Genomic DNA, 12,450 nt, shown 5'->3' with positions numbered 1-12,450 from the left:
GCTCATGAGCAGCCAGATCATTCCCGTCGAACCCTTTGATTATGTCGTCTTCGGCGGCAGCGGCGATCTTGCCGAGCGCAAGCTCCTTCCCGCCCTTTATCACCGCCAGATCGAGGGCCAGTTCACCGAGCCGACGCGCATTATCGGCGCTTCGCGCAGCCCGCTTTCCGATGACGAATACCGCAAGTTCGCCCAGGATGCCCTCAAGGAGCATCTGAAGAAGGGCGAGTATGACGAGGCCGAAGTCGAGAAATTCTGCAAGCGCCTCTTTTACGTCTCCGTCGACGCGCGTTCTGACGGCGGTTGGGATCAGCTGAAGAAGCTGCTGGACGAGGGCAAGGACCGCGTCCGCGCCTTCTACCTCGCCGTCGCACCCGGCATCTTCGGTGACATCTCGCAGAAGATCGCCGAACATAAGCTGATCACCAAGTCGACGCGCATCGTCGTCGAAAAACCGATCGGCCGCGACCTTTCCTCGGCGCTGTCACTGAACGATACGATCGGCCGTGTCTTCAAGGAAGAGCAGATCTTCCGTATCGACCATTATCTCGGCAAAGAAACGGTGCAGAACCTGATGGCGCTGCGCTTTGCGAACGCCCTGTACGAGCCGCTGTGGAACGCCAATTACATCGATCACGTGCAGATCACGGTTGCCGAAGCCGTCGGCCTCGAAGGCCGCGCCGGCTATTACGACACCGCCGGCGCATTGCGCGACATGGTGCAGAACCACATTTTGCAGCTCCTGTGCCTGACCGCCATGGAAGTACCGTCATCGATGGATTCCGAGGCGGTTCGCGACGAAAAGCTGAAGGTCCTGCGCGCCCTGAAGCCGATCGATGCTTCCAACGTCGAGCAAGTCACCGTGCGCGGCCAGTATCGCGCCGGCGCCTCCAGCAGCGGCCCGGTCAGGGGTTACCTCGAGGAGCTCGAAGGCGGCGTTTCGAACACCGAGACCTTCGTTGCTATCAAGGCCGAGATCAACAATTGGCGCTGGGCGGGTGTTCCGTTCTTCATCCGCACCGGCAAGCGACTTACCGGCCGCATGTCGGAAATCGTCATTACCTTCAAGCCGATCCCGCACGCAATCTTCGACCAGGCGGCCGGCCGCATCAACCAGAACCAGCTCATCATCCGCCTGCAGCCCGACGAAGGCGTCAAGCAGTCGCTGATGATCAAGGATCCCGGCCCGGGCGGCATGCGCCTGCGCAACGTCTCGCTCGACATGAGCTTTGCGTCAGCCTTCAATGTGCGCAATCCGGACGCCTATGAGCGCCTGCTGATGGACGTCATCCGCTCCAACCAGACGCTCTTCATGCGCCGCGACGAAGTTGAAGCCGCTTGGCAGTGGGTCGATCCAATGCTCAAGGGTTGGGAAACAACCGGCCAGCTCGTGCAAGGCTATACCGCCGGCACTTGGGGCCCAAGCCAGGCCATCGCGCTTATCGAGCGTGAAGGCCGCACCTGGCACGACAACATCTAGGATCGCGAGCGATGGCAGCAATCTTGCATGCTTTTACCAATGCAGCGGAACTTGCAAGCGGCCTTGCCGACAAGGTGACGGAGCGGCTTTCTGCAGCGATCACAGCCCGCGCAGCGGCCAGCATCGCCGTTTCCGGCGGCTCGACCCCGAAGGCCTTCTTCCAAGAGCTCTCCGTCCGCGACCTCGACTGGAGCAAGGTGACCGTCACGCTTGTTGACGAGCGCTTCGTTCCCGCGGACAATGAGCGTTCGAACCATCTGCTGGTCGCCAACAATCTGCTGCAGAACAAGGCGAAGGCGGCGCGCTTCCTGCCGCTCTATCAGAAATCAGGCTCTGCCGAAGATGCGGCAAAGCTTGCGACTGCCGAGACGAAAACGATTGGCAACCCGTTCGATGTGGTGATCCTCGGTATGGGCGGCGACGGCCACACGGCATCGTTTTTTCCCGGCGGCAGCAACCTTGCTGCCGCGCTCGATCCGGCGACGCCGCGCGGCATCATCACGATGGAAGCGGAAGGCGCCGGCGAGCCGCGCCTGACCTTCACCTTCTCCAGCCTTCAGGATGCCGGGCTCCTGGTGCTTCACATAGAAGGCGCGGGTAAGAAAGATACGCTGTCGAAAGCGGAAGATGCCGGAGAAGAGGCCGAGATGCCGATCCGGGCCGTTTTGCGCCGGGCGGCTTCCCCGGTCGAAATCTACTGGGCGCCGTAAAACCAAGCCTTCGGGCAGAGCCGCCGAATGTAAAACTTGAGAGCAACCAAGGCAGGATACCTCCCATGTCCGCTAACGCACGCATTTCCGCGATCACATCCCGCATCGTCGAACGATCAAAACCGACGCGTGATCGATATCTGGAACGCCTGCAAGCCGCGACTTCCAACGGCGTGAACCGCTCGATACTCGGCTGCGCCAACCTCGCCCACGGCTTTGCGATCTGTTCCCCCTCCGAAAAGGATGCACTGGCGGGCGACCGCGTGCCCAATCTCGGCATCATTACCGCCTACAACGATATGCTCTCGGCCCATCAGCCGTTCGAGACCTATCCGGCGATCATCCGCGAAGCTGCGGCGGAGGCTGGGGGCATTGCCCAGGTCGCCGGCGGCGTTCCGGCCATGTGCGACGGCGTCACGCAGGGCCAGCCGGGCATGGAGCTGTCGCTCTTTTCCCGCGACCTGATTGCCATGTCTGCCGGCATCGGCCTGTCACACAACATGTTCGATGCGGCGCTCTTCCTCGGCGTCTGCGACAAGATCGTGCCGGGCCTCGTGATCGCGGCCCTCTCCTTCGGGCACCTGCCCTCGATCTTCGTGCCGGCGGGGCCGATGACCAGCGGGCTGCCCAACGACGAGAAGTCTCGTGTCCGCCAACTCTATGCGGAAGGCAAGGTCGGCCGCGCCGAGCTGCTCGAGGCCGAGTCCAAGTCCTATCACGGCCCGGGAACCTGCACCTTCTACGGCACGGCAAACTCCAACCAAATGCTGATGGAGATCATGGGCTTCCATCTGCCCGGCTCTTCCTTTATCAATCCGGGCACGCCGCTGCGCGAAGCGCTGACGCGCGAGGCGGCAAAGCGCGCTCTGGCGATCACTGCACTCGGCAACGAGTTCACGCCCGCCGGCGAAATGATCGACGAGCGCTCCATCGTCAACGGCGTCGTCGGCCTGCATGCAACCGGCGGCTCCACAAATCACACGCTGCATCTCGTCGCCATGGCGCGCGCTGCCGGCATCCAGCTCACCTGGCAGGATATTGCCGAACTCTCCGAGGAAATCCCGCTGCTTGCCCGCGTCTATCCGAACGGACTGGCGGATGTTAACCATTTCCACGCCGCAGGCGGCATGGGCTTCCTCATCAAGGAGCTTTTGAAGAAGGGCATGCTGCACGATGACGTGCGCACAGTGGCCGGCCAGGGTCTCGAAGCCTATACGATCGACGTGCGCCTCGGCGACAACGCCACGGTGGTTCGCGAACCGGCACCGGAAAAGAGCCACGATGGCAAGGTGCTCGCCAGCATCGAAACGCCGTTCCAGTCGAATGGCGGCCTTAAGATGCTGCGCGGCAATCTCGGCAAGGCGGTCATCAAGATATCCGCGGTGAAGCCGGATCGCCATATCATCGAGGCGCCGGCGATCGTCTTCCATAGCCAGCAGGAGCTGCAGGACGCCTTCAAGGAAGGCAAGCTCAACCGCGACTTCGTGGCGGTTGTGCGCTTCCAGGGGCCGAAGGCAAACGGCATGCCGGAGCTGCACAAGCTGACGCCGCCGCTCGGCGTACTGCAGGACCGCGGCTTCCACGTCGCCCTCCTGACGGACGGACGCATGTCCGGCGCGTCAGGCAAGGTTCCGGCTGCGATCCATGTGACGCCGGAAGCTGTCGAGGGCGGGCCTATCGCCCGCATAATGGACGGCGACATCATCCGGCTCGATGCAATTCGCGGCACGCTGGAAGTCCTCCTCGATGCCGCCACCCTGGCAGACCGCGAGCCGGTGACGGCCGATCTTTCGGACAATGAATTCGGCATGGGGCGCGAGCTCTTCGCTCCGTTCCGCCGCTCCGTCGGCGCCTCCGACCACGGCGCCAGCGTCCTCTTCCACTGACGCAAACAACCCGCGAACGGATCGCGGGCTTGTTCAATTCCAGAAATGTCCGATCAGGCGCGAACGTCTAGAACGTAGTCGCGATGCGCCGGATGCGTGCTGTAGACGAAAATCTTGTTCAGTTCCTTCTGCGTCAGCAGGCGCAGGAAGCGGACCTCGATGGTGTTGTTGGCGTTCACCCGCATCAGCATGCAGCCGACCTTGGTGATGCGTGCATCGGGAATATCCAGATAAAACTGCTTCGGCAAAGTGAACTGCGTCAGGATCGCCAGGATCGCGCTGCTCATCGAAATTCGTATGATATCGCAGCGACGGGACGCCATGTGCATGACCCCCTTTTCGGTGTACTCGATCCGCGCAGCGTTCATCGTATCCTCCATTTTGAACCGCTGTTCGCGGTCGTACATGAAGGATTCTTCCCTGTTGAGAAAATGCCCTGGAGGCAATGGATTGGATGCACCCACGACCCTGATTCCCCTTGTAACTATAAGGGGAAAGCTAGCAGCGGATGTTTAACAGAAGGTGATGATCGCTGCGTTTCAGGCGGTCATAAAGAACCGCCCAAAAATAGTCTCCTACCTTCTGTACGTGTGGCCTTCGGCATCGAAAAGATGCAGTTTCGAGCGATCGGCAGCGAACCTCATCTTCTGACCTTTCTTGATGTCGGTGATGCCCGGCAGCTTGACGATGATCGGCTCGCCCGGCACCAGGCCTTCGATGTAAAGAAGCGTGACTTCGCCGAGCGCTTCGACGATCGAGACCTCGCCTTCGAAGATGTAGTCGTCGCCATTGGCGATCTGCAGGTCTTCAGGGCGCACGCCGAAGCTTGCCGTCTTGCCTTTTTCGGAAGCCGCGGTCGGAATGTCGAGCCCGACCGACCTGCCGCCCTTCAGCGTGATCGTCGTGGTGGCACCCGCTTCACTGATGGTAGAGGGGATGATGTTCATGGCCGGAGAGCCGATGAACTTCGCGACGAAGAGGTTGGCCGGACGCTCGTAAAGCTCCAGCGGTGCGCCGACCTGCTCGATGTGGCCGGCCGACAGGACGACGATACGGTCGGCAAGCGTCATCGCCTCGACCTGGTCGTGGGTGACGTAAATCATCGTGGTATCGGCCATCTGCTCATTGAGGCGGGCGATTTCGATACGGGTCGCGACGCGCAATGCTGCGTCGAGGTTCGACAGCGGCTCGTCGAAGAGGAAGACCTTCGGATCACGGCAGATGGCGCGGCCGATCGCAACGCGCTGGCGCTGGCCACCGGAGAGCGCCTTCGGCAGGCGGTCCAGATAATTGGTGAGCTGCAGGCTTTCGGCGGCGGCTCTCACGCGACGATCGATCTCCTGCTTGCTCTCGCCAGCGATCTTCATGCCGAAAGCCATGTTGTCGAAGACCGTCATGTGCGGATAAAGCGCGTAGGACTGGAACACCATGGCGATGCCGCGCTTCGACGGCGGGACGTCGTTGACGAGCTGGCCATCGATATACATCTCGCCGCCCGTGATGTTCTCAAGGCCGGCGATCATGCGCAGCAGCGTTGACTTGCCGCAACCCGACGGCCCCACGAAGACGATGAACTCACCCTGGTTGATCTCCAGGTCGATGCCGTGGAGGACATCCACGGAGCCGTAGGATTTACGGATTTCCTTTAGAGTAAGTCCTGTCATTTGGTGCTCCCCTCCTGATCCTTAGGCGAGACGGGCGAAATACGCCCCCCAAGCCGGAATATCGATCTTGTCGCCGTAGTTGTTGCTGGTGAAACCGTGTCCCGTCAATGCCTGCCATTCTCCCATCGGTAAGCTGACGTTGATTTCCACCGGGCTCATGTTGAAAACGCAGAGCAATTGCTCGTTGCCATATCTGCGCGTGAAGACGAGCCCATCGCCTTGCGGCTGCTCGAATTCGATCTCGCCCTTGGCAAACGCCGGATGCTGCTTGCGAAAGGCGAGGAAGCGGCGGTAGTGCTCGAGCACGGAATTCTCGTCGCCCTGCTGCACGCTGACGGCGCGCAGGATATGCTCGACCGGCACCGGCAGCCACGGCGTGACGGTCGAAAAGCCGCCCTGGGAAACCTGCGAGTCCCAGACCATAGGCGTGCGGCAGCCGTCGCGTCCCTTGTACTCCGGCCAGAACTGGATGCCGTATGGATCCTGCAGGTCCTGGTAGGCAAGATCGGCTTCGGTCAGGCCGAGCTCCTCACCCTGATAGAGGCAGACGGAGCCACGCAGGGTCATCAGCAGGGAAGCATATTGCTTGGCAAATGCGTCATGATCGGCGACGAGCGAACCCCAGCGGCTGACATGACGCATGACGTCGTGATTGGAGAATGCCCAGCAGGCCCAGCCATCGGGCGCTGCGGCGGCGAAATCTTCCATCACTTCTTCGACGCGCTCCGGCGAAAGCGGATCGGGGGCGAGAAACTCGAAGGCATAGCACATATGCATCTTGTCGTTTCCGGAAGTGTATTCGCCGACGATCTCCAGGCCGCGCTGGCTGTCACCTACTTCGCCGACGGCCGCGATTGCCGGAAATTCTTCCAGAACCGCACGGAAGCGCTTCAGAAACTCCAGGTTCTCCGGCCGGTTCTTGTCGTAGATGTGTTCCTGGAAATTATAGGGGTTCACCGCCGGCGCGGTCGAAGCGTTGCGGCGGGCGGGCGGCAGCGCCGGATTGTCGCGCAGCTGCTGGTCGTGAAAGTAAAAATTGATCGTGTCGAGACGAAAGCCGTCGACGCCGCGCGTCAGCCAAAAGCGGACAACATTGAGCAACCGGTCCTGTACTTCCGGATTGTGCAGGTTCATGTCCGGCTGCGAGGTCAGGAAATTGTGCAGGTAATACTGCATGCGCCGCGGATCCCACGCCCATGCCGAGCCGCCGAAAATCGACAGCCAGTTGTTCGGCGGCGCGCCATCCGGCTTTGCATCCGCCCAGACATACCAATCCGCCTTTGCATTCGTCTTGCTGGAACGGCTTTCGGCAAACCAGGGGTGCTGGTCCGAGCTGTGCGAGATGACGAGGTCGATCATCACCTTGATGCCGAGGCGATGGGCCTCTGCGATCATCGTGTCGAAATCCACCAGCGTGCCGAAGATCGAATCGACGTTCTCGTAGTCCGAAACGTCGTAGCCGAAATCGCGCATCGGCGAGGTGAAGAAGGGTGAAATCCAGATCGCGTCGGCACCGAGGTTTGCTACATACGGAAGGCGGGCGGTGATGCCCTTCAGATCACCGATGCCGTCGCCGTTTGAATCCTGAAAGGAGCGCGGGTAGATCTGATAGATTACCGCACCGCGCCACCAGTCCTTGTCGACGGTCAAATTGGTTTGGGATGCTATGCTCATGTCTGTTCCTGCGGGATGTGTCGTATTGGGATGATCAGCCCCCCTTGACCGAACCGGCGAGCAGGCCGCGCACCAGATAGCGCTGCAGCCCGAAGAAGACGAGCAACGGTATGATGATGGTGACGAAGGCCGAAGCCGTTAGGATTTCCCAGTTGCCGCCGCGCGAGCCGAGCAGCGCGTTCAGCGCGCCGGTCAGCACGAGGTGCTGCCTGTCGGTGCCGAGGAAGACCATGGCAACAAGCAGGTCGTTCCACACCCAGAGGAACTGGAAGATCGCGAAGGATGCAAGTGCGGGGAAAGAAAGAGGCAAAACGATGCGGACGAAGATTTCGAAATCGCTCGCGCCATCGACGCGCGCCGATTCGATGATCTCCTTCGGCAGCCCTGCGATATATGCGCGGAGCAGGTAGATGGCGAGCGGCATGCCGAAGGCCGTGTGCGCCAGCCAGATGCCGAGATAGGTCTTGGACGGCGCATCGAAAGCCGCGCCGACCATATTGTAGAGGCGCAGCAGCGGGATCAGCGACATCTGCAGCGGCACGACGATGAGACCGACGACGAGCGCGATCAACAGTGCGCGGCCCGGGAACTCCATCCAGCTCAAGGCGTATGCTGCAAAGGCAGCTATGAGGATCGGAATGATGGTCGCCGGGATCGTCACCGTCAGCGAATTGATGAAGGATTGGCCGATGCCCTCGCCCGTCAAAACCGTCCGGTAGTTCTGCATCGTGAATTCCGGCGGCGTTGCGATCGAAACGTAGACGCGCCGGCCGCCGTCGTCCGGGCCGAAGGGGCCATTCTTTGTGTAGCGGTAGCTGCCGTCGCTGTCGACGAGCAGCGAGACGCCGTCGCCGAGGTCGGCGGTCTCACCGGCGCTGTAGGCAGCGGGCTGCTGGACACGCGTGCCGAAGGCTTTGATCGAACGTCCCTGCTGGCCTTCCAGGACATTGCCGGCGATCACATAGGTCGCGCCCTCTTGCTTCTGCTGGTCGGGCTGTCCAAGGCGCGATGCCACGGTTCGGGAGGAGCCGGCGAAGGCTGTCCACCAGCCGGAGACGACGAGCTGGTCCTTGTCTCGCAGCGCGCTGATGAAGATGCCGAGCGTCGGAATCAGCCACAGGATCACGATGACCAGAACAACGAAGTGCACGAAAAGGCGAGCGGGGCCAATCTTGAAGAAATCTCTGGCAAGCGTCATCTCAGTGGCCTCCCAGCTCACGATTGGCGCGGCGGACGTTCCAGACCATGATCGGCGTCACGGCCAGCATGATGATGAGGGCGATGACGGCGCTTCGGCCGGAATCGCCGCCTCCGCGGAACATCCAGTTGAACATCAGATTGGCAAGAACCATCGAGTTCCATTGACCGTTGGTCATGGTCAGAACGATGTCGAAGACCTTCAGCACGAGAATGGTGATGGTGGTCCACACGACGGCGATCGATCCCCAGACCTGCGGCACCATGATGCGCCAGAAGATTTGCCAGCCGTTGGCGCCGTCGATGACAGCCGCCTCGATGGTTTCTTCCGGAATACCGCGCAGCGCTGCGGAAAGAATGACCATGGCAAAGCCCGTCTGGATCCAGATCAAGATCACCATGAGGAAGAAGTTGTTCCAGAAGGGCACCGAAATCCACACCTGCGGCGTGCCGCCGAAAAGCTGCACGATCGCGTTCAAGAGCCCGATCTGGGTGTCGTTGCCGCCGCGAAACTCGTAGATGAACTTCCAAATGACGGATGCGCCGACGAAGGAGATCGCCATCGGCATGAAGACGATGCTCTTGGCGATGTTGCCCCACCAGATGCGGTCGGTCATCACTGCGATGACCAGGCCGAAGAACGTGCAGGCCGCCGGAACGACGGCAAGCCAGAGAATATTATTGAAGATGGATTGGCGAAATTCACGATCGCCGAAGGCCCACTGGTAATTTGCAAAGCCGACGAACTGCTCACCGGAGCGATCGTAGAAGGAGAGGATGAGGGTCGCCACGACGGGGTAGACGAGATAGACGATCAGCAAAAACAGCGCCGGCCCGAGAAAGAGCCACGGGCGGATCATCGCACGGCGGTTCAGATTGCGCGCTGCCGAACGAATGTCGCCATCCTTCACGGGGAGCGCCAGATCCAGAATCTTGTTCGAAAAATAGAAGTAGGCCGAGCAGGCGAATACCGCCACCACCACAACGCCCAACGCGGAAACTATCTGCGACAGCATTCGTCCCTCCCCGTGCTACCCTTGCCCATGTTGAAGGGCCGACACCAGTTACCGTCAAATTCTTTATGCGTTTGATCACAGTATCCGGCGTTGACCGGCCCCCCACGGGTCCGGTCATTCGTGCCAGCAATGCCGCGGGTTTGCCGCGGCACCGGCAATCGCGATTACTTGATGGCGTCCCAGGAGGCCTGGATTTCCTTGCCGGTGTCTTGCGCAGACTTGCCGCCGACGAAATCGACCATGCCGGTCCAGAAGGCGCCTGCGCCGATCTTGCCGGGCATTAGGTCCGAACCGTCGAAGCGGAAGGTCGTGGCCGTCGTCAAGATCTCGCCTTCCCTCTTCATCTGCTCGTTGGCATAGGCCGCGGTGTTCACACCCTTGTACGGCGTCAGGAAGCTCGACTGCGCCATCCAGACCTCATGCGCGATCGGCGTCTTCAGGAATTCGACGAAAGCGCGGGCGGCCTTCGAATCCTTGGTGATCGAGACAAGCGTGCCGGCACCGAGAACCGGCTTGCCGAGGTCGGCATGCGCCGCATAGGTCGGCATATAGAAGAAGTCGGCGTCCTGACCGAGCTTCGTGCCTTCGGGGAAGAAGGACGGGATGAACGAAGCCTGATGGTGCAGGTAGCACTTCGGCGGAACGGCGAAGAGACCTTTCGGGCTGTCGCGGAAGTCGGTCGAAGCAACGGCCGCAGCACCGCCATCGACATAGCTCTCGTTCTTGGCGAACTTGCCGAATTCATCGATTGCAGCAACGACGGCCGGGTCGGTGAACTTCACTTCGTTCGTGGTCCACTTGTCATAGACATCCGGCTTGTTCATGCGCAGCATGATGTCTTCGATCCAGTCGGTCGCAGGCCAGCCGGTCGCACCGCCAGACCCGAGGCCGATGCACCACGGAACGCCGCCGTCCTTGACGATCTGATCCGTCAGGGCATGGAGCTCTTCCATCGTGGTCGGAACCTTATATCCAGCTTCCTTGAAGTTTTCCGGAACATACCAGACAAGCGACTTCACGTCGGCCTTGTACGGGAATGCATAGTAACCGTCCTTGCCGTCCTTGCCCTTGTAGGTGCCGTAACCGACCCAGCTGTCGCCTGCGCCGTAATTTTCCTTCACCCACTTGGAATTCTCCTCGCCCAGCGGCGTCAGGAGGCCCTTGCTGGCGAGATCGGCCAGGAGGCCGGGCTGCGGCAGGATCGCGACGTTCGGAGGCGAGCCCGCCTGCGTATCGATGACGATCTGCTGTTCGTAGTTTTCAGAGGATGAATAGGTGGCATCGACGCCCGTCGCCTCAGTGAAATAAGCCAGAATGCTGCGGAAAAAGGCCTCGTCCTCACCGCGCCACGGCCCGAAGATTGTCAACGGCTCGCCTTTCAAATCGGCGTGAGCTGCCTTGAACTCGTCATAGCTTTTCCAGTTGAACTTCGTATCCTGGCCTGGAGGAAACTTCAGATCGGCAGCAGAAGCTGCCCCGGCAAACAGCGCCGTTACGGCAACGCCCATCAACAGAATTTTTTTCATGTGATCAACCTCCCATCACAATCCCAACGGCGCTTCCCAACCTCCCGAGAGCAAATTTCAAAGCGCTTTGACACTCATTTCACTTTCGGCAGAAAAGAGTCAAGCCATTTCCAAAATACCGCGGAACGAGACGCTTGCATTGCCCATTGCAGCGGCACCTGGAGGGGAATATGGAGCGATTTTTCTTGAGTCAAGCGCCGGAGTTGCTACATAATTGAAAGCGCTTTGGACGCAGGGAGGCGTGTTGAGGGCGCTGAGGAGGAAACGCGGCAGGTGAATCTCAAACAGCTCTCGGAAATGCTTGGTCTTTCGCAGACGACCGTCAGCCGTGCACTCAATGGCTATCCTGAAGTCAACGAGGCGACGCGCGAACGTGTGCTTCGCGCCGTCAAGGAAACGGGATACCGGCCGAACAAGGCGGCTCAGCGTCTCGCGACCGGCAAGGCGGGTTCGATCGGACTGGTGATGCCGATGGCGCCCGGCCATCAATCGGATATACATTTTGGCGAGTTCCTGGCCGGTCTCGGAGAAGAGGCCGTCCGGCAGGACTTCCATCTCGTCATCATGCCCTCTGACCCCGACGACGAAGTGGCTGCACTTCGCCGCCTCGCGATCAGCGGCAATGTCGATGCGCTTTTCGTTGCCTATATGCGCGCTCACGACCCGCGCCTGGCGATGCTGAAATCGCTGGCGATGCCGTTCATAGTGCATGGCCGCTCGTTCGGGTCGGAGCCGGATTATCCCTTTCTCGATATCGACAACGAGACCACCTTCTACGATGCCGCGAAACTCCTTTTGCAGCTCGGCCATACGCGATTCGCGCTGATGAACGGGCCGGCGCATCTCGACTTTGCGATCCGCCGGAAGAACGGCGTCGTCGCGGCCTTGTCGGAACGGGGACTGGCCCTTTCCAAAACCTGCGTCAGTCACTCGCTGATGACCGACGAGCAAGGCCTGATCGCGATGGAGCAGTTTCTGCAGATGGCGGAGCGTCCGACTGCCGTCCTCTGTTCCAGCACCGCGCTCGCACTCGGCGCGATCCGCGCCCTGAACCAGGCCGGCCTGAAGCTCGGTGAGGATATCTCGCTCATCGCCCATGACGACGAGCTGCCGCTTCTGAAGCCGGAGAATTTTTCGGTCCCGCTGACGACGACGCGCTCGTCTCTTCGTGCCGCCGGCGCCCGGATTGCGCAGCGCCTGATCGGCACCGTCAAAGAGACCGGCTCCTATCCGGAGCACGAGCTGTGGAAAGCGGAGCTGATCGTTAGGGCCTCGACCGGCCCTGCACCGCGATAGG

General features: G+C 60.7%; 10 protein-coding genes. 4 read left to right on the top strand and 6 right to left on the bottom strand.

From position 1 onward, the window contains the following. Positions 1-4: 4 nt before the first annotated feature. The 3 genes from zwf (at position 5) to edd (ending at position 4,076) form a co-directional block, all read left to right on the top strand. A complete protein-coding gene (gene zwf, locus RGR602_RS03770; protein WP_039844001.1) occupies positions 5-1,480 on the top strand; it encodes a glucose-6-phosphate dehydrogenase in 1,476 nt (491 codons plus the stop codon). A gap of 11 nt (positions 1,481-1,491) precedes the next feature. Beyond that, positions 1,492-2,190 carry a 6-phosphogluconolactonase gene (gene pgl, locus RGR602_RS03765; protein WP_039844000.1) on the top strand — a complete coding sequence of 233 codons (699 nt, stop codon included), beginning with the start codon at positions 1,492-1,494 and terminating at the stop codon, positions 2,188-2,190. A 65-nt stretch (positions 2,191-2,255) separates the two neighbouring features. Next, positions 2,256-4,076 (top strand): phosphogluconate dehydratase, encoded by a 1,821-nt coding sequence (edd, locus tag RGR602_RS03760; RefSeq protein ID WP_039843999.1) that lies wholly within the window; start codon positions 2,256-2,258, stop codon positions 4,074-4,076. A gap of 53 nt (positions 4,077-4,129) precedes the next feature. On the opposite strand, the gene RGR602_RS03755 is transcribed toward edd, so the two are convergent. From RGR602_RS03755 to RGR602_RS03730, 6 genes are all read right to left on the bottom strand, one after another. Then, positions 4,130-4,483, bottom strand: coding sequence for a hypothetical protein (locus RGR602_RS03755; RefSeq protein ID WP_039843998.1), 354 nt, complete (start codon positions 4,481-4,483; stop codon positions 4,130-4,132). A gap of 168 nt (positions 4,484-4,651) precedes the next feature. Continuing rightward, a complete protein-coding gene (locus RGR602_RS03750) occupies positions 4,652-5,740 on the bottom strand; it encodes an ABC transporter ATP-binding protein (protein ID WP_039843997.1) in 1,089 nt (362 codons plus the stop codon). A gap of 21 nt (positions 5,741-5,761) precedes the next feature. Next, entirely contained in the window at positions 5,762-7,414 is a 1,653-nt protein-coding gene (gene bglA, locus RGR602_RS03745; RefSeq protein ID WP_039843996.1) for a beta-galactosidase BglA, read from the bottom strand. 34 nt (positions 7,415-7,448) lie between these two features. Continuing rightward, on the bottom strand, positions 7,449-8,612 hold the full coding sequence (locus RGR602_RS03740; RefSeq protein WP_039843995.1) for a carbohydrate ABC transporter permease: 1,164 nt from the start codon (positions 8,610-8,612) through the stop codon (positions 7,449-7,451). A gap of 1 nt (position 8,613) precedes the next feature. Next, positions 8,614-9,627, bottom strand: a complete 1,014-nt coding sequence (locus tag RGR602_RS03735; protein WP_022717197.1) for a carbohydrate ABC transporter permease — start codon at positions 9,625-9,627, stop codon at positions 8,614-8,616. Between the two features lie 164 nt (positions 9,628-9,791). After that, on the bottom strand, positions 9,792-11,153 hold the full coding sequence (locus RGR602_RS03730; protein ID WP_039843994.1) for an ABC transporter substrate-binding protein: 1,362 nt from the start codon (positions 11,151-11,153) through the stop codon (positions 9,792-9,794). A gap of 273 nt (positions 11,154-11,426) precedes the next feature. On the opposite strand from RGR602_RS03730, the gene RGR602_RS03725 reads away from it, so the two are divergent. After that, positions 11,427-12,449, top strand: a complete 1,023-nt coding sequence (locus RGR602_RS03725) for a LacI family DNA-binding transcriptional regulator (protein ID WP_039843993.1) — start codon at positions 11,427-11,429, stop codon at positions 12,447-12,449. The last annotated feature ends 1 nt before the right edge of the window (position 12,450 follow it).

It is taken from the genome of Rhizobium gallicum bv. gallicum R602sp, from assembly GCF_000816845.1.
Classification (GTDB): domain Bacteria; phylum Pseudomonadota; class Alphaproteobacteria; order Rhizobiales; family Rhizobiaceae; genus Rhizobium; species Rhizobium gallicum.
This window is presented reverse-complemented; position numbering and strand designations above follow the sequence as displayed.